This window comes from Bradyrhizobium sp. CB3481 (genome assembly GCF_029714305.1).
In the GTDB taxonomy this organism is placed as follows: Bacteria; Pseudomonadota; Alphaproteobacteria; order Rhizobiales; family Xanthobacteraceae; genus Bradyrhizobium.
In genome coordinates, this window is record NZ_CP121647.1 from 1,908,745 (window position 1) to 1,926,605 (window position 17,861).

Here is a 17,861-nt window from a genome sequence, read left to right on the forward strand (position 1 = left end):
CAAGAGCCCCAGCTCCGGTGGGGGGCTGAGGGAGCCAAGGCGCCTGGAGGCAAGCCTTGCGTGTGACCAGCACAAAGGACCGCGCCGAAAATCACAGCACCGGCCAGCCTTCGCTCGCTACAACAAAAGTAAGCGCGTACATCTCTAGCGGAACCCGGCGACTGCACCGACATTGGTTTCGGACGCATTGAATTGCGGCACCGCCCCAAGTGCGACAAGATCCGGTAGTTTGTGAGAACCACCTAGACCGGCCACTCGTTAGGAAAGGGCCTGCGGTTGAGAGGCGGTGGCGCACCTTGCGCGGCCTGTACAGCATCAATGCGACAGACCCGGACGATTGAAGGTGCCCCGCAAGGCCTACGGGTTCACCAGCTAGACTCGCCTCACGCTCTGGAGCCGGAGTGCAAGCCGTACACAGCGCGGTTACGAGAACCTCTTCCATCTACTTACGTTCCGGTTACGGGAACAACGAGGAGGTTGGGATGGCCGTCAACATACCCACTGGCGACAATGCTAGGAAAGGCGCTGGGAAGAAGCGCTCGCAGACCAAAACGAAGATCGGCGGTGCGACCGGCTGGACCAAGCGCAGCAAGACGTCCGGCGAGTTCATGGCGGTCAAAAATTCAGCCACGAAAAAGAAGGCTTCCAAAAAATTCAAGGGCTTCCGCGTCGAGAAGAAAGCCAAAGAAGCGCGTTCTCGGTAACGCGCGCTATGGAGAGGGACGCCTTATCCTGATCGCGTTGATGGTCGGGTCGCTGGCGGTCGCGGCCCTTGCTGCATTCATTGTCCTCGACGAGCGGCTCATTCCCCGCGTACCGCAGAGGGTCCCAAGCGTAGTGAGCCCGCCCCGCGCTGATCCGCGGCGTCAACCCACGTGCTACCACCAGAAACGAAGACCCATTGAATAGGAACGATCCAGACCAGGGTCCATTCAGCGGCTTCCTGCGGTCGCTCCAGGTTAATCCGCCGAGCGTCCACCGTCTCCTTGATCTGCATCAAGCCCTCCGCGGTGTCTCGTGAAAGCGTTGGGCGGGTGGAGGATTAAAAGGAGAACAGTTCATGTCTCTCGACTTCTTGGAGACCAAACCTCGCGCCTTCAATCCTATCGCCGCCTCTGGGCTAACCAAAGAGGCCCTCGACGGGGCAAACGCAGCCTTGAAATCATTGGCCACCTGGCAATTGCTGACACAAACCAGAAAAATGGCGAGCGGCGCGTCCTCGACCAGATGGCTGTGGCCGCGAAGACACTCGGGTGGCCAGCGCAGGTCGTCGATGCCGCCCGCTCACAGCTAAAAAATGTTGCCGAGATGCAAGTTGAAACGATGGATCTAATGATGGACGCCTGGGAAGAGCAGCTCAAATTGCCGAACCCGACAGCGTCGCCAGCGGGGATGCTGTCAAAGTTAACTTCGTCGCCGAGCCTCACATCAACCGCAGCCGGAACACCGAACCCAATCGAAGTGTGGATGAAACTAGCGGAGCAGTGGCAACGAACGTGGACCGACACGTTCAGCGCGACTGGCAAGCGCCAATAAGCAGGAACTATGCGGTAACCATGCGTCAGCGACGCCCCGCAATCTGTGCCGGTTTGCCTGCCGCGCGCGGGCCGGCGGATCTCGCTTGTTGACGAGAACGTCAGCGAGAGCGTTTACGGCGGAAAGGTCACAAGATTGCTGGCCCTTCATGCGAGGTCCGAACAAGCGCATGCTCGACGTTCAGGACCCCGCGCTATCGGGCACCAAGGTCGGGGTTCTCGGGCATGTGCTGTATGATGAGGCGAAGAAAGATCGGACAGTGATCGTCAGGAAGAACGACTGGAAGAAGAGTCTCTCGTTCGAGTACAGGAGCAAAGCAGATGAGTGATCTTGTCGTAATTGCATTTCCGACCGAGACGAAGGCTGAGGAGGTTCGCCAGAAATTGCTCGCCATGCAGACGGAGTATTTGATCGAACTCGGCGATGCCGTGATAGCGGTGAAAGACAGCAATGGAAACATCAAGCTAAATCAATTGATCAACACCACGGCTGCGGGTGCGGCTACTGGCGCCTTTTGGGGCACTTTGATTGGTCTGATCTTTTTGATGCCGCTAGCCGGTGCTGCCCTTGGCGCGGCCTCCGGCACACTCGGCGGATATTTGACGGATGTCGGCATCAACGACAAATGGATGAAAGAGACCGCTGCCGCCGTTCAACCCGGAACCGCAGCGCTCTTCGTACTGGTTCGCAAAGTCACAGCGGACAAGGTTCTTGAGAGGCTCAAAGGCGAAGGCGGCACGGTGCTAAAGACTTCTCTCGACCACACTAAGGAAGCCGCCTTGCAAGCGGCTCTAGCAGAGGTCAAAGCGGCGGTACCGCCTGATTTGCCACGCGTTTAGCGACCGATTCCGGCCTCGTCGACGCTGCCAGCCACATCAAGGGCATCATTCCTGATCAATGGCGAGGCGGTGATCGCCCGCGGTTCGTCACCAGTGCGTAGCATAAGGGTGACGAGGGGAGCATCTTTCTATACGACACGATAGGGGTGATTGTCCCAATGCCGACGCGCAGACTGCAATGCACTATTTGATCTGGCGCTAGAGTTCAGCGAAAAAACTAGCAACTCGAAGGCTGCCAGCGCGCTCGCGGCGGAAATCACTCACTCGGGTGAGAAGATTAGCAACCCTGCAACTTGGTCAACCGCCTAATGATCATGTGGCTAAACCCCGCCAGCAGGGCCGATACATCCCTCTAACTGCTTGCCTCGAAGAAACACAGTTCGAGGAGTAAACCCGCCGCGACCATCGAGCCATCTCTGAATTGGTGACGGATACATCGAGTACAGCATCCGAGTAGTTCCAGGGTTTGTAACGGTACGCCTCTTCCCAAAATCCCGTGCAGCATGACGGTGGCCAGATCGGCTATCGCTGGCAGGCGGGCACCTGGGTGTTCGGCCTGGAAGCTCAGGGCGATTGGGCGGATCTCAGCCACACTCGCGTCAGCCTACTCGATCCTACGCTCTCCACTCGCATCAAAACCAATGGCATCGGCCTCTTTGCCGGCCAGATCGGCTGCTACGCCTGGAACGCAGCGCTCCTCTACGTAAAGGGCGGCGCGGCGGTGACAAGCAAGCGCTTTGGCATCCTCGATAACCTAACCGGCTTTGAGCTGGCCGCGGCAAGCTCGACCCGTTGGGTCGGAGTCGTGGGTGTTGGATTTGAGTATGGCTTCGCATCGAATTGGTCGGTCGCTCTCGAGTACGACCAATGTTCATGGGCGATGCCAATAACTCATTCACGATTGTCGATCCGCGTATTGCCGGCTTTGCCAACCGGATCAGCCAAGACGTCGATATGGTCACGCTGCGCCTCAATTACGCTTTGGTGGCTATGGCGGACCAGTGGTGGCCCGCTATTGAGCTACGCCTTGTCTCAAACGAACGTGAAAGCCCTTGGGAGTGCCCAAGGGCTTTTGTTTGGGCGCGGCGGAAGGCTGCGCGATGCGGCCCTTTTGGCAGCTGAATTGTAACTGCAAGGAGAGCAGTTGCTTGCGTTCCCAGCGGTGCGGCAGGGCCTGCCCCACAGTTCTAAGAATGGTGCGCCTTCCGTCGACGACCACCACCAATCTAGCCCTGCTCGAACTCCGATAGGAGAGAGGAAAAGCTGTCGATGACGCCAGCAGCTCTACCAGCTCGTTCTTCGCAAATGGAGCGGAGGCTGTCGTAGGTCTCGGCACTGTAACTGGATCGAACAGCGGGTGCTAAATAACCGGCAGCCGACGCGCGTCTTGCGCGCCCAGATAATGCCACGAACCTAGCGGTTCTGTTGTTTCTGGATCTGTCAGAAGCAACGTCTGCAGTGCGCATTACGAATGATCGAGGCGGCTTGATTGCGGCTTACATCCTCAAGTACGAGCGCCTCGTTTCATCGGGCGAATCCGTCATCATCGATGGTCTCTGTGCCTCGGCGTGCACCATGGTTCTCAGCGCGCTCCCTTCCGACAGGATTTTGCGTAACATCACGCGCGAGGCTTGGATCCATGCGGCTTGGAATTACGGCGCCAACGGGCGTGCCTTCACCTCCGAAGCAACTTGATGCTATACTCGAGGTATCCGTCGCCGGTGCGACGCTGGATTACTCGCAGAGGTGGATTGAGTCCTCGCACGATTTTTCTAAGCGGCAGGCCCTTGCAAGAGATGTATCGACCATGCTGGGCAACAATGAATTGGCAATCCCAGTCTCCGCTCGCTCTAAAGCCACGAGAACGCGTCAGCGCACATGCGCGATCCACCAGACGGGTTCTCCTCTTCAACCTCAGAGGAGGTGTGGCGGGCTAAAAAAGAGGCCGACACAAGGTCTGTCGGCACGGGGATGAGCCCGCCAATATCAGCCCTCAATAGTACGTATAGCCGTACGATTCATAGCAGACGTTCACGTACTGATAGCCGTCCCATACCACGCAGCCATTGTAGCCCGAATAGCCATACGGATAACCCCAAGCGCCGGCAGCGACGATGCCGGCAGCAATCGGCCAGCCCCATCCGCCCCAACCATAGCGGCCCCAACCCGGACGGTAGCCGGCCCACCCGCCACCCCAGCCAGGACGACCCCAACCGGGACGGCCTGCGACACCCAACCCGGGACGACCTGCGATCGGGCCAGCGGCTCCCCAGCCGGGTCGTCCTACAATGCCGACGTTCCTAAACCCGCCACCGGCTAAGCCTCCACGGTATCCGCCGCCTGCAAATCCTGCGCCCCGGAAGCCTCCGCCCCCCACCATTCCACCTCGGAAGCCACCGCCGCCAAATCCACCACTCCGGAAGCCTCCACCCCCCGCAAAGCCGCCACCAGCAAAGCCACCACCTCGGCCGCCGCCGAACCTTGCGGACGCCTCATATGAAGTCAACGTCAACACCGCGCCGGTGAGGGCGATACAGCCCAGAGCGGCCAAGAGCTTCTTACGCATAGCACTCTCCTGTCAGGTTGAGTTTTATAGGCGCTCTGCGTTGATGCCGAGCGATTCGTAAATTGCGTGAGCGGCTGGCGGTTCCCTAAGCCGCCACCGACTTTGCGAAGGCGCAAGTAGAATCCATGCACCGCGATGCAAGGCACAAGTACAGTCCGCACACTTGTGCTGACGATGCGTCCTTCACCGTCGAGCACCCGTGCCGCCGATTTGCGCCACTCAGTATCCGTAGTACCCGCCCGGGCAAACCCAGCTGCCGTAGGCGTCGTAGCCGCAGCCGCGGCGGTAGTAGGCCCCCGCAGCAGCGGCACCGACCGCAGCCGCGCCCACCGCCGCTGCACCGGCACCGTAGCGGTAGCCGCGATAGGCGTAGGCGCCTCGATAGCCGTAACGGCCGCCGCGTACAGCGACAGCGCCACCGCGGTATCCACGAGCGGCGACCGCGCCGCCGCGATAGCCACCCGCTCGCACGGCACCGCCGCCGTGGAAGCCTCCAGCGCGCATGCCACCGGCACGGCGGGCGAACGCGTCGTCGGGAGTGAACGTAACAATCAGCATGGCTGCGGCTGCCGCAGCGATGAAAAGTCGGCTCAACATCAGCGTACTCCTTCTCGAGAGAGAAAGCCGCGGACATCTGCACATCACTTTACCGCGGCTGTCACCGAAGCCTCGCGCACCGGAGCCTCGCGCCCTTGACCTGGATCAAACGTCACATTCATCTGCGTGAACGACTGCTCACTCACCGCTCCCCCTGCGCGGTTTAGATTGTTCAATATTGGACAGACCGCCTTAGTTTCTCGGAACGAGCCGGCGTTCTCACGTCGAATGAACCGCAGATAACCGGAACCGCATATCGTAGGAACGATACTGCACGCGATTTGACTTGAGCGGGGGGCTGTGGTCAATGCCGGATAGCCTGCTTGAGACATCGGAACCGAGTTGTAGTCGTTGATGATGACCATGGAGTGCTCAAGGGAATCGAGAGACTGCTTCGTCATCATGCGTACGAACCCATCCTGTTTTCGTCTGGAGAGGCCTTCAAGACTCACGCTGATCTTGACACCGCGCTCTGCCTGATTTCGACATCAACCTGAACGACGGGTCTGGTATTGAGCTCAGGCATCGTCTCCTGGCCGATGGAGTTTCCTTTGCCGGTAATTTACATGACGGGGGGCGGCAGCCCCGCTGTTCGCAGGGCCGCCTTGAACTCAGGGTGAGTCGCGCTTTTGACAAAGCCCTTCTCCGCGCCGAAGCTCATAGAGCCGCTTAGGTTGCCGCCGAACATCACGACACGAGTGACGAGCTCTAGGGCATCACAACGTTGCTGGGAAGTGTCGAAGTAGCCAAGGCCTCGCGAGGCGGAAGGCTCTTTCGAAGGTATTTCACTCTCGGAACGCATCCAAGGTGTGGGCAACAAAAATGCCAACGCTAAGAGCCATAAGAAGTGCTTCAAACATCATACGATGGGCCTTCATTGCAATAGCCCAGGTAAGATACTAGCTCGTCGCACAGTCAAAATGATTCGAGGACAGCGCGGCGGTTCTGTCGTCGTTGGTGATTTCCAGCAACGGATTTCTCATAGAATGACTTCCACGCTAGCGCTGGGCAGAAGGTCATGACCATTTGGCCCATCATCATACCTACAACGTTAGCAGCTGCTACTTTGGCCGCATGTTTTATTTATCCCGTAGCGCCGCCGTTCGCTTTGAGCGAGGCCACTCATGGCGGGCGTCTCACCGCGCTAATGACACCTGGCCACGGTACCACGGATCTGAGGAGCGTTGATCTTGCCACAGATGAGAAAGCCGCCGTGGCCTATTGGGATACAGCCCAAGAAATTCTAAGGCGCGCACCGGATGCACGCGCTTCAGCTGACAAGCCATCAGCAAATCAGATTATCCCCTTGCCCAAAAGGGCGCCCCATCCCGCGCCCGTGATCTGGCTACGTCAATGGCCATCGAGCAATCGACATGCGCGATAGACCGCCTGCAATTGCTTCCAACTTAAGGAAGATTAAGCGCGAGGTTAGACCGCCGCGACCATCGATCTATAGTTGCACCGACGCCGGATACCAAGAGTACAGGATCCGTTCACAACAGGCTGGCCAAGGCAGCCAAAGTCCCACGCAGCGTTGAAAGCGAGCTTTGCCTGCGAAGTCACGCAGATCCTGTTCGCTGATATCTCCGAGAGGACAATGGTGCAGGCCGACGCATAGAGACCATCGATCATCACGGTTTGGGGCGAGGCGCGTAGTCGCTCGTACATCTGAACGTACTTGCCGATACGCCGTCAGGATCATCTGCAATCCGAACCGCCGCGTCGGTCGCGCGGGCACTGGCCAAGTATCAACACCAGGGCGACCAGGCTCGTACAATACTGCCTGTCATCGCCCCGACTGGATAGATGCTGCGTCGTGTATGTCGCCACACGATTTGTCTAGCTTGATCTATATCAAGAACGCCGTCTGCTGATTTGCAGCACCTTGGGCGGACTCCGGATGAGCGGAGGGCGGCTCCACACAGGACCATAAATGGAAAGGCGAGTGGCGGCTAACCATCGGCTTTTCAGGACCGAACATGTCTTCTCAGCACGAAGCGGCAGCGGCTCCTGACATGTCGGCCACACGTTCCGCATGGGCGCCGTTCGCAAGTCGCGAATTTTGCTGGCTCTGGTTGGCTAATACGGTCGCTGCCCTGGGAACTTGGATCCAGAACGCCGCCAGCGCATGGATCATGACGGACCTAGCGCCAAGCCCGATGATGGTCAGCCTCGTCCAAGCGGCAGCGCAACTGCCGGTACTTGTTCTTGCCCTGCCGGCCGGAGCCTTGGCAGACCTGATGGACCGCAAGCGCCACCTGATCCTCACCAACATGCTGATGCTGGCTACGTCCGCAATCCTAGCAATTCTAGCATCGCTGGGCCGCGTTGATGCGGCGATGCTGCTGTCCTTGACAGTTCTGCTCGCGATGGGCGCCGCATTGAATGGGCCGGCATGGTCGGCTTCCGTGCCTTTAACAGTGCCGCGGCAATCGCTGACCCAGGCCCTGGTCCTCAATTCGGTCGGATTCAATATCGCCCGAGCTATCGGGCCTGCGGTGGGCGGAGTGATCCTGGCTGTTTTCGGTGCGACAGTGGCCTTCGCAGCCAACGCAGCCTCCTTCGCTTTTGTCGGCTTTGTCGTCGCGTTCTTGCTGGTTTTGCCCCGTGCGCAGACGACGAACAACGTTCCGCCCGAGCGATTTAGGTCAGCGATGCGCATTGGTCTCGCCTACGCGGTGGCCGAGCCAGTCGTGCGCAGCGCGCTCATGCGGTCGGCCGCATTTTTCGGTTGTGCGAGTGCGATCTGGGCACTGCTGCCATTGTACGTGCGCCAGGTCCTCGGACTTACATCGGCGTCCTTTGGTGTGATGATGGGCCTGATCGGCGCTGGGGCAGTATTAGGCGGCTTGGTAATGCCTCTAATGAGCCGATTGTTTTCACGCAACAACCTGATCATGCTGGCTGGGGCGACCTGTGGCCTTGCATTGGTGCCTCTTGCCGTCGTTCCAAGCGCCATCACGGCATATGCAGCCCTGCTGTTTTTCGGCGTGGGCTGGATCGTCAGCACCTCTAATCTGCAGGCAACCGTCCAGTTGGCTGCGGCTCCGTGGGTGCGCGCTCGCGTGCTGGCGCTCTTTCAAGCGGTGTTCAATGGCGGCATGGGCCTCGGCGCAATCTTTTGGGGCTGGCTCGGCGAGCATGCGGGTCTTACGGAAACCATCCTCATCGCGGGCGTTGCGGGCTGCGTGACTGCACTTCTGACGCGCGCTATCCAGCTTCCAGCGGAGATCGGTGATCCGTCGGCCCCGGCCAAGGCAGTTCCGCGTGCCCTCTGCATCGCGGAAGAGATGGCGCCGCTTCTCCACAAAGCCAGGCATCAACTACTGGTGGCGATCAGCTATCGGGTCAATCCGGCTGACGCCGAGGCATTTCGCATCGCCATGGCGGACGTCCGATTGTCCCGATATCGCGATGGCGCGATCAGCTGGGCGTTGTCGCGCGACGTAGGCGATCCCGCGCACTGGGTGGAGACATTTCGTACACGCGATTGGCATGAACTGCAGCGAGGGATCGAGCGCCTTAACTTGGCAGACAGCGAAGCGGTCATTCGAGCGCGCGCCTACCATATCGGGGCGGAGCCGCCCCGTGTGACCCTCCTGCTACAGGAAGGGCGCACATGACTTCGTATGCTGCACCCTTGCCGAAGACCGTCCAATCGATGCTCCGCTGCCAATCGGGAATGAACCAGGCCACATGGTCCACGTTGCGAATGTTCCGCGCGCAGCAAAGGAGTAGCCTCTTAGGCGTGGCTTAACCGAGTGGTCGCGTTTGCCTGAAGTGAAAGCCGTCCGGTGTGAATCTTTTAGCCCTGCGCGCGCCTCGTTTTCGCATGCTTCTAGTGCGACCTTCTGAGCGAGCATAACGTCACCGATCGGCAGAGCGCCGATTGGTTGAAACACAATCCCTGCTGCCGGCGACCTCTTTCGTCAACCTCGCACGTTCACCGAGGCGCCGGCATAGATTCTGTATCGCTTTCTGGTGTCGCTACCGATGACCTCGAAGTAACCTTTCCTGACAAACTGCTCGCGCTGTGCTGGCGACAGCCATTTTAGCAGGAGCAGTAGTGATCGACCCTCAGGGGTTCTTTCAGCCCCGTACCGAATGAACAGCGCTCGCGTAGCTTTCAAGCGTGAGCGGCCTTCCTTGGGAATCCACTGAGCGCCGAATAATGTCGTGAGCCATTCAGCCGCCGACTAGCCGGGGGAAGAAAAGAGTTTCCTCCGCATTGGGGTCGAACGAACGGATCTGCGTCGCCTGACCGGAAGCAGTCCGGACGGCGGCGGTGAAGCCGGCGTTCGTCAACTCATGGAACCGCTGCTCCGCCTTGATCAGTTCTTCTGTGTTTTGATAGTCGAAAACGTGCCGACTGTCGCCGGTGCGGTCCATCACGATCTGTATTGCCATGATCGCTCTCCTTAGATTGCTTTGAAAACTGCGCGTTAATCACAGGGTTCCGTTGCGCCGAGAACGAGCATTTGCGGACAGCGCGGTCATCGTTTGATCTAGGTCAACGCCGGAGTGGGTAGGCGGCCGATTTCTTCCGCCGGGTGTCGATAGCGTGCGATCCAACAACAATGCAAGGCACCGCAATCACCGAAGCCATGAATTATTCTCGCGCCCGTGGCAGCGCTGGTGGTTCTAACCGCTACCCTCGTCCCAATGATGCATACGCCCGCCGGGGCGGTGGCGGTGTCCGAGGCGGCGGAGGATTTCATGGCGGTGGGCATGCGCGCTGGCGGGTTCCACGGCGGAGGCATGCGGGCTGCCCATGTGAGAGCGGCGGCTATCGGGTCGCCGGAGGTCGCTACGGCGTCGCTGGCCGAGGATATGGGTATCACCCGACACTTGGCCTTCCCGTTGCACGTGCGGCAGTGCGCGGAGGCGTCTACCGGAATGCGTACTATGGTGGCGCTTGGCGTGGCGCAAAATATGGGTTGGCCGCCGGAGCCGCCGCTGCGGGAGCATACGGCTACTACAATAGCGGCGATTCCTGTGGCAGCTACGCTTGGCCCGGTCAGTACCCCTACCACGGATATTGAATCAGCGCAGCAGCGGCGGTGGAGACTGCTTGATGTTCCTTGTGCTCCTCACCGGCCAAGGAGCCAGCCGCAGGGCCACCGCCGCAAGCTGCCGTTCCGACTTGATCTGCAACCTTCGCAACAGCCTCTCGCGTTGCAATCGGACCTGGTCTTGCCTTCCTCCGATTTCGACCGCGATCTGATGGTCTGTCTTTCCTTGGGCCAGCCGCCTCAACATTAGCTTCTCGCGCGGGCTTAACGCCACCAAGCCGCCGCTTTCCAATTGAACGACAACTACCCTCAGCATCTGTGCGGCCCGTTCAAGCAGACCAGAAAACCATGCAATCGTGAGCATCTGCGGATTTCTTGACCTAGGTCAATATCGGCACAGCTGATTACCCGTCAATGGACTCGAGTCGGGGTCATTGATGGGAGCGGCAGGTGAAGTTTAAGGCAGCCTTGATCGCTGGGCTTCTTACGCTCGCTGCAATCGAGGACAGCCATGCGGTTTTTCGCATAGCAAACGATCGAGGTGGAGAGATCGGGCGTTATGTGTACAGGTACGACAAACTGCGCGTTTCACGTCAGCCGATTATGATTGACGGTCTTTGCGCCTCCGCCTGCACAATCGTGCTTTCGGCTGTTTCCCATCGCAATATCTGCGTGACGCCCCGCGCCATACTCGCGTTCCATGCTGCATGGGATTTCGGCAGAAACGGGCGCGCGGTTACAAACCCTGGCGCTACTCGGATGTTGTATTCAATGTATCCTTCGCCAATTCAGAGATGGTTGGATAGTCGGGGCGGCCTCACTCCTCGAACCGTTTTTCTTCAGGGCAAGCAGTTAGAAGGAATGTATCGGCCTTGCCAGCGGTGAGTTTAGCCGGATCGTCGACGATTGGCTCGCTTGCTCGGATCTCATCCGTTTGGGTGAAAGTAATCAGGTTGGATATGTCGTTCGTCTGCGCCAGGATGGAAAACCTATTGGCTGGGCGTCGATTGATCGATGAGGAAGCTGGACGAGCAAGGTCATGCCGATCTCGCCGGCGAGATGTCTCCGCACCAAGAGCCCCAGCTCCGGTGGGGGCTGAGGAGCGTGGAGCCAAGGCCCCTGGAGGCAAGCCCTTGCGTGTGACCAGCACAAAGGGCCGCGCCGAAATCACAACACCGGAGAGCAGTCGCTCGCCACAACAAAGGTTAACGGCCCTTCGCTTCGCGGGCGTGTTGGCATGATGTGGAACAAGTCATAAGGGCGCGTACAAATCCGCGATGTCCGCTTATCTCCCAATGCGGCGCAGAAGCCGATATCGCACGAGGTCCGAGAAGGGCCAACTCCGGACATCCTGGGGAGCTATAATCATCGCCTCCGGACGCGACGCCAGTCGGGTCGTGGCCGCGTACTTACCGCCGACCGAGCCGCGGGACCGGTCAGTCACGCTGACTTGCTGTATGCGTTGGCCGGAGTGAAGCTGCCGACGCCGGGTCCGGTCTTCAGTCTCAGGCTCTAACTAGTTTGAGACATTGTGCATTTTGGATGCTGTTTCTCAGGCGCGTCAGGTCGCGTATAATCTAGTTGCCCTTGAAACGGGACAGCCGAAATCGCCGTCCGGGGCGAACGAGCACTACTGATGCCATCGGCAGGCACGCTCTCTTAAGAGACCGATGTTTTTTTCGGTTCGCACGACCATTCACATTCCACGAAATAGCGCGCCGCTTCTGCGGCGGCTCGTTGCTGTAACCTCAGGAGAAAAGCGATGAATAAGATCGATCGAAGGTCAGCATTGGGAATCGGGTTGGCAGCGGCTTCGGCGGCCATGATAAAGCCAGCCGCCGCTCAAACCACGGGCTACAAGGATACAACGCCGTGGCCAGGTGTCGTGGTGCGCGCTTACGATGGCGAGACACCATCAATCATCCCCGGTTTTAAGACCGTCTCAATGCGCGATGTCATCATGCAGCCGGGATCGAAGACTATGGGTCCCCCGATGATGAATGCTATGATCTGCCATATCCCCGAGGGCGAGCTTCGGCTCGAGCAGGAGGGAAAGACCTTTACGGCCAAGAAGAACTTTGTCTGGACCTGCAACAAGGACACAAAAGAGCAGGCGTTCAATGATGGGAACGTGGTCGCAATTATGAGGATCACGGACCTGAAGGCTTAAGGCTCGTTTCTTCGTAAGAGACCGATTGCAGGTGCGGATGGCGTACTCGACGAGGCGCCAGCCGCGCGGCAACCAGCGGCGCTCGACATTCCGCGGAGCACACGGGCTGCTCTGAAGGATGCGAGAAGGCGGCGCCGAGAGTCTTGTTTGGGTCATTTTCGGAAGCGGTAGCTTTCCGCGCCAAAGTCCGCTTTCCCCTCGGGAGCAGGCACCATCCGGCTTACGCTATGCCCGAACCCACTATCATGTTTTGGCGCTCTTAGTTATGGCAAAGCCAATGCAGATTGCTCGCATCGTGGGCCCCACCAGCATTGGCGGCCAACTTGTGGTCGAGGTGGAAGCCTGCCTTCCATGGCCTAGCGCAGCTCGTGCATGCCGTGCGCGGGCGAGAGGCGATGCGTGAATGCTTCATTTGATTCCAATTTGATTGTGCGCGCGCACGCTTAGTCATGCGATTGCCATTGTCATGACTCACAACACTCGCCTTACAAAAACCGGAGCAAAAATGGCTAAGGCAAAGAAGATCGCTCGTCGCGAGTGGACCAAGGCGGATGTGAAGCAGTTGAAGACGATGGCGAAGGCGAGAGCCGGAGTTACTAAGATATCCAAATCGCTGAAAAGGACACCGGGCGCTACCTCCGTGATGGCAGCCAAGCTTGGCGTGTCGTTGTCGATGCGCGGCTAATAATCAGGGCGTGTACTTATAAATCTGCAATGTCCGCTTATCCCAACAGCGGCGCCAAAGCGGACATTGCACGAGGTCCGAAAAGGGCCCACAAGCAGTCATGTTCATCCCGTTAAGAGGCCGGACGCGAAAAACTTTCGGAAAGCGCTTGGCTTGGGACGAGAGGACAATTCTCTGGCGCACGATCATCCGGCGGGCGCGTGTCGAAGGCGGGATAATTCACGTTAAATCGAATGTCCCCGACGACTGTGGGAACTGGCCCCCGATAGAACTCTCCCGGCTCGGTCAAGTTTGAAGAGATATACGTCGTCCGCCAGAAAACTAATAAGAGATTGAGAAGCCCAACGCCAAGTCGACGTGTATCCAAGTAGTACCGGAAATCTACAAGCCCGCCCTTTCTTGCAACCGTCTCGTACGGGTCCGGGCGCATACCGTTGGTGTTTCGATACTGGGCTCCAAACGACCGCAGCAGTGCGTGTGACGCTGCCACCCTTTGGTAGACAGAGCGATCTCCGTCGATCAGCCTTTCAAATAACTCGTTGAACCGAGCCGTTGCTTCCATGTGATTCGACGAAAAGCTACTCGGCATCTCTGATGATAGCTCCTGCGCCCGGCCCAAATAGTCGCGATATTGGACGTTCGACACCGGACCAAAGGAGCACTCATCCTGTTCACTATTCGTAATATAGGTAAGCAACAGCGGCCCGCCGTAGGCAGCGGCAAGAACCAGCATGATCGCCAAAGGTAGCCATTTCCGCACTCTCAATGTTTGTCGGCTGATCCAAACCCCGAGAAGTGCTGCCACCAAAAATGGCGGAAGATATAGGTAAGAGCCAGGCAACCCCTTCTGAATCGCGAAAATCGTCGCGCCGATGGAGATCACGGCTGAAACTACAATGCCTCGCCTGTAGCCCAGCATCGCACTAGCTACCCAGCCAATGATGACCCCCGGAATAGCGGCGAATAGGAAAACGACGCCCCATACCAAAGCGATAAAGATGACGGCCCCCGTCATGATGACCTTCCGCGTGTTTTCGCTGCCACTCGTAGGTCAGAACCATCACTCATACGTCCATTGAATCAGTAAAACTTGAACCAAACGACTGCTTTGGGTCAAATTGAGAAGAAGTCAGCGCTAGTATAACTTGTCCGCGTTCCCCTCAAACTCGGACATGACCCCAGACGGTTGGCATGTCGCAGAAGGGCCAAAACCCGACCTCACCCGACTTTGAAGGCGTGCGGGGCAGGTAAAGTTGTACTTGCCGAACCGAAAATGCATAGTGGACGGCCTGTATTATGACCAGGGTTAGTTCAGAACAATGATCTGATTTCCAGTTCTTCATAACATTAGGAGTGCTCGAATGTTTACCAAACGCGTTTTAGCTCAACTAAGCAGAGCGTTATTCATTTCAGGCCTCTCATTGACCGTCATTTCGGGCACCGCATACTGCCAAGAAATACGCGTAACTTTGCTTGGCACAGGAAATCCTCCTCCTGTGATGAACCGGTTCGGCCCGAGCATATTGGTCGAGGCAGCCGACAAGAAATTTCTGTTCGATGCTGGCCGTGGCGCGATACAGCGTCTCGCGCAAATCAAAGTCAGATGGCAGGACGTCGATGGGGTCTTTTTTACCCATCTGCACTCCGACCATGTCGTTGGATTTCCCGACGTCTGGCTAACTGGTTGGCTAGTCGGGGCTGGCCGAAACCGGCCGCTGGAGGTGTGGGGACCACCAGGAACCGGGAATATGATGTCTCACCTTGTACAAGCGTTTGAGTTTGATATTCGTTTCAGAATTTCGGACGATAAGGCGCGTCCCGAGGGTGCGGTGATCAACGCCCACGAAATCAACCCTGGCGTTGCCTTCGAACAGAATGGCCTGAAAATAACGGCGATCAAAGTCGACCACGCACCGGTCGAGCCGGCCTATGGCTATCGTATCGACTATGAAGGCCGCTCGGTTGTTTTGTCTGGCGATACCAGGATCTCGGAAAACCTCGTACGCGCGGCCCAAGGCGTAGACTTACTGGTGCATGAGGTCGCGTCTCCAGAGACCTTTCAACGTGCGGGGGTCAATCCGGAGCGCGCAAAATCAGTCGTCGCACACCATGTTACTCCTGAACAGGCCGGGGAAGTCTTTGAGAGAACAAAACCGCGGCTGGCCCTTTACTCCCACATAGTTTTACCCACCGCCACCGCCGATGATCTGGTGCCACCAACGCGCAAAACTTACGGTGGTCCATTAGAAGTCGGGGAAGATCTGATGGTGATCGAAGTAGGTAAGGACGTTATCGTGCGGCGACCCTCCCTTCCTAAACAATAAAGGCGGTGGGGTTTTCAACTCTTCACAGCGTTCGCCGAAACACGCCCGCTTTGGGTCAACAGGCGACCTCGCCGATCCATCAGGTGCTAGTCCGCTCCACCCCGTAAATCGGACATCTGCGCGCTCGTCACGCAGGTCGGCAACAAGGCCACAACCAGACAACCCTATGCGGGAGACGAGAAGAGATCGTCGTCGCCAGAACTTCGCCAACACGCCTCAGTAGATCCCAGTAAGGTAGAATACCGCGATGGCCACAAACACCGCGGCCGTCTTGGTCAAGGTGATAACGAACACGTCCTTATAAGCCTGCCGGTGAGTGAGGCCCGTGACGGCGAGAAGGGTGATGACTGCGCCGTTGTGCGGCAGCGTGTCCATGCCGCCGCTCGCCATCGCGGCAACGCGGTGGAACACCTCAAGTGGAATATTCGCCTCTTTCGCGGCGGCAATGAAGGTATCGGACATGGCAGCAAGCGCAATGCTCATGCCGCCGGAGGCGGAGCCGGTTATGCCGGCAAGCACGGTCACCGTGACGGCTTCGTTGACCAGCGGATTGGGGATGGAGCTGAGCAGGGCGGATACCGATTTGAAGCCGGGCAATAGCGCGATGACGCCGCCAAATCCGTACTCGGATGCTGTGTTGAGCGAAGCGAGCAGGGCGCCAGCGACGGCTGCCTTGCTCCCGTCAGCGAACCGCGCAAGGACGGGACGCCAAGCGAACACAAAGACGGTGAGGATGCCAAGTAGCAAAGCGCCCTCGACGGCCCAGATCGCGGCAACCGAGCCGACTTGCGTCACGATCGGATGGGCTCCGAGCGTGATTTCATGCTTGGCGCCATAGGCGCGCGGTATCACGAACGTCAGCACAAAGTTGGCGACGCCGACAACCACGAGCGGCAGCATGGCGATCCAGGGGTTCGGCAAATCCTTGTCTTCAAAAGGCTCCGGCTCGTTGAGGAGCTCGGTGCCATAACCTTCTCCCCGGCGCTGTGCGGCCTTGCGGCGGCTCTCAATATAGGTAAGGCCCACGATGAGTACAAAGACGCTGCCGATGATACCGAGCACCGGGGCTGCCCATGTCGTCGTATTGAAGAACGTCGTCGGAATGATGTTCTGGATTTGCGGCGTGCCCGGCAGCGCATCCATTGTGAAGCTGAAGGCGCCGAGCGCGATGGTGGCAGGGATCAGGCGTTTCGGAATGTCGCCCGCACGAAACATCTCTGCCGCAAACGGGTAAACGGCGAACACCACGACGAACAGTGACACGCCGCCATAGGTCAGGATCGCGCAGACGACCACGATGGACAGAACCGCGCGTTCCCTGCCCAGGACGCCGATGACGGCCGCCACGATCGATTTCGAGAAGCCGGAGAGCTCGATGACCTTGCCAAACACCGCGCCGAGCATGAAAACCGGAAAATAGCTTTTTATGAAACCGACCATCTTCTCCATGAAGACGCTGGAGAACATCGGCGGCACCAGCGATGGGTCGGTCAGCAGCACGGCGCCGAGCGCGGCGATCGGAGCAAACAGGATCACGCTGACCGCGATAGGCGACCAGCATGAGGAACACCAATGCACCCAATACGATCAACAGATCCACGACGAACCTCCCCGGATGACTTGGCGTACCTGATCTGATCAGACCGTAGACGTGAGCATGGTCATTCGTTCGCGCTCCAGCTCGCCAATGATCTTGGCGTGGTGCGAAACGGCTTCACTCAACAGCTCACGAACCGAAATGATTCCGATCAGCACACCATTTTCGGTGACTGGCAGATGACGAATGCCGTGGTCGTGCATGAGCTTGATGCAGTCGGCAAAGGTCTTGCCAATATCGACCGTCACGACGTCCCGAACCATGATATCTGCCACGGCTGTCGTTTTCGCAGGCTTGCCTGCAAGCACGAGACGCCGCACGCAGTCGCGCTCGGAAACAACGCCGACGATTGTTTGACTATCCAGGACCACGACGAGGCCGATATGCTTGTCGGCCATGAGCTGCATCGCCGCGAGCGCGCTATCGTTGGGGCCGACGGTCCACACCCCCTTCGGCTTGGCCGCAAGGATCTGCCGCAGCGGCCGATAGGCGAGAATTTGCTCGGGGCGTCTGAGTGGATTATCCATGAGCGTCA

Annotated in this window: 16 protein-coding genes and 3 pseudogenes; 11 read left to right on the forward strand and 8 right to left on the reverse strand. The window is 58.4% G+C overall.

All coding sequences use genetic code 11. The features are described from left to right. Positions 1-482 precede the first annotated feature (482 nt). The 6 genes and pseudogenes from QA643_RS09120 (at position 483) to QA643_RS09150 (ending at position 4,312) form a co-directional block, all read left to right on the forward strand. Entirely contained in the window at positions 483-704 is a 222-nt protein-coding gene (locus QA643_RS09120) for a hypothetical protein (protein WP_283032857.1), read from the forward strand. 313 nt (positions 705-1,017) lie between these two features. Beyond that, the gene (locus QA643_RS09125) at positions 1,018-1,536 is read left to right on the forward strand and encodes a hypothetical protein (RefSeq protein ID WP_283032858.1); all 519 of its coding nucleotides are present in this window, start codon (positions 1,018-1,020) and stop codon (positions 1,534-1,536) included. Positions 1,537-1,705: 169 nt separating this feature from the next. Next, positions 1,706-1,864 carry a hypothetical protein gene (locus tag QA643_RS09130; RefSeq protein ID WP_283032859.1) on the forward strand — a complete coding sequence of 53 codons (159 nt, stop codon included), beginning with the start codon at positions 1,706-1,708 and terminating at the stop codon, positions 1,862-1,864. Continuing rightward, positions 1,857-2,375, forward strand: coding sequence for a DUF1269 domain-containing protein (locus QA643_RS09135; RefSeq protein ID WP_283032860.1), 519 nt, complete (start codon positions 1,857-1,859; stop codon positions 2,373-2,375). The genes QA643_RS09130 and QA643_RS09135 overlap by 8 nt, the downstream gene beginning before the upstream one ends. A 508-nt stretch (positions 2,376-2,883) precedes the next feature. Continuing rightward, positions 2,884-3,394 (forward strand): annotated as a pseudogene (locus tag QA643_RS09145) (outer membrane beta-barrel protein); the annotation flags it as partial. Positions 3,395-3,797: 403 nt separating this feature from the next. After that, a pseudogene (locus QA643_RS09150) lies at positions 3,798-4,312 on the forward strand (hypothetical protein). A 56-nt stretch (positions 4,313-4,368) separates the two neighbouring features. Here the strand turns inward: QA643_RS09150 and QA643_RS09155 are convergent. The 3 genes from QA643_RS09155 to QA643_RS09165 form a co-directional block, all read right to left on the reverse strand. Further along, a complete protein-coding gene (locus QA643_RS09155; protein WP_283032861.1) occupies positions 4,369-4,611 on the reverse strand; it encodes a hypothetical protein in 243 nt (80 codons plus the stop codon). 549 nt (positions 4,612-5,160) lie between these two features. Then, a complete protein-coding gene (locus QA643_RS09160; protein ID WP_283032862.1) occupies positions 5,161-5,538 on the reverse strand; it encodes a hypothetical protein in 378 nt (125 codons plus the stop codon). Positions 5,539-5,582: 44 nt separating this feature from the next. Continuing rightward, positions 5,583-5,942: a hypothetical protein gene (locus tag QA643_RS09165; protein WP_283032863.1), complete on the reverse strand. Its 360-nt coding sequence runs from the start codon at positions 5,940-5,942 to the stop codon at positions 5,583-5,585. Between the two features lie 1,575 nt (positions 5,943-7,517). Between QA643_RS09165 and QA643_RS09170 the strand changes: the two genes are divergently transcribed. Then, a complete protein-coding gene (locus QA643_RS09170) occupies positions 7,518-9,161 on the forward strand; it encodes an MFS transporter (RefSeq protein ID WP_283032864.1) in 1,644 nt (547 codons plus the stop codon). Between the two features lie 562 nt (positions 9,162-9,723). Here the strand turns inward: QA643_RS09170 and QA643_RS09180 are convergent. Together QA643_RS09180 and QA643_RS09185 are read right to left on the reverse strand one after the other, a co-directional pair. Continuing rightward, entirely contained in the window at positions 9,724-9,945 is a 222-nt protein-coding gene (locus QA643_RS09180; RefSeq protein ID WP_283032865.1) for a hypothetical protein, read from the reverse strand. Positions 9,946-10,581: 636 nt separating this feature from the next. Then, entirely contained in the window at positions 10,582-10,914 is a 333-nt protein-coding gene (locus tag QA643_RS09185; protein WP_283032866.1) for a LuxR C-terminal-related transcriptional regulator, read from the reverse strand. 86 nt (positions 10,915-11,000) lie between these two features. Between QA643_RS09185 and QA643_RS09190 the strand changes: the two genes are divergently transcribed. The 3 genes from QA643_RS09190 (at position 11,001) to QA643_RS09200 (ending at position 13,405) form a co-directional block, all read left to right on the forward strand. Next, positions 11,001-11,435 (forward strand): hypothetical protein, encoded by a 435-nt coding sequence (locus QA643_RS09190; protein ID WP_283032867.1) that lies wholly within the window; start codon positions 11,001-11,003, stop codon positions 11,433-11,435. Between the two features lie 877 nt (positions 11,436-12,312). Continuing rightward, positions 12,313-12,720, forward strand: coding sequence for a hypothetical protein (locus tag QA643_RS09195; protein ID WP_283032868.1), 408 nt, complete (start codon positions 12,313-12,315; stop codon positions 12,718-12,720). A gap of 505 nt (positions 12,721-13,225) precedes the next feature. Beyond that, on the forward strand, positions 13,226-13,405 hold the full coding sequence (locus QA643_RS09200) for a hypothetical protein (protein ID WP_283032869.1): 180 nt from the start codon (positions 13,226-13,228) through the stop codon (positions 13,403-13,405). A 112-nt stretch (positions 13,406-13,517) separates the two neighbouring features. On the opposite strand, the gene QA643_RS09205 is transcribed toward QA643_RS09200, so the two are convergent. Further along, the gene (locus tag QA643_RS09205; RefSeq protein ID WP_283032870.1) at positions 13,518-14,420 is read right to left on the reverse strand and encodes a hypothetical protein; all 903 of its coding nucleotides are present in this window, start codon (positions 14,418-14,420) and stop codon (positions 13,518-13,520) included. 346 nt (positions 14,421-14,766) lie between these two features. Here QA643_RS09205 and QA643_RS09210 point away from each other — a divergent pair, with 346 nt between their 5' ends. Next, the gene (locus QA643_RS09210) at positions 14,767-15,729 is read left to right on the forward strand and encodes an MBL fold metallo-hydrolase (protein WP_283032871.1); all 963 of its coding nucleotides are present in this window, start codon (positions 14,767-14,769) and stop codon (positions 15,727-15,729) included. Between the two features lie 216 nt (positions 15,730-15,945). On the opposite strand, the pseudogene QA643_RS09215 reads toward QA643_RS09210, so the two are convergent. Together QA643_RS09215 and QA643_RS09220 are read right to left on the reverse strand one after the other, a co-directional pair. Further along, positions 15,946-17,329 (reverse strand): annotated as a pseudogene (locus tag QA643_RS09215) (GntP family permease). Positions 17,330-17,367: 38 nt separating this feature from the next. Then, on the reverse strand, positions 17,368-17,853 hold the full coding sequence (locus QA643_RS09220; RefSeq protein ID WP_283032872.1) for a CBS domain-containing protein: 486 nt from the start codon (positions 17,851-17,853) through the stop codon (positions 17,368-17,370). Positions 17,854-17,861: the final 8 nt, after the last annotated feature.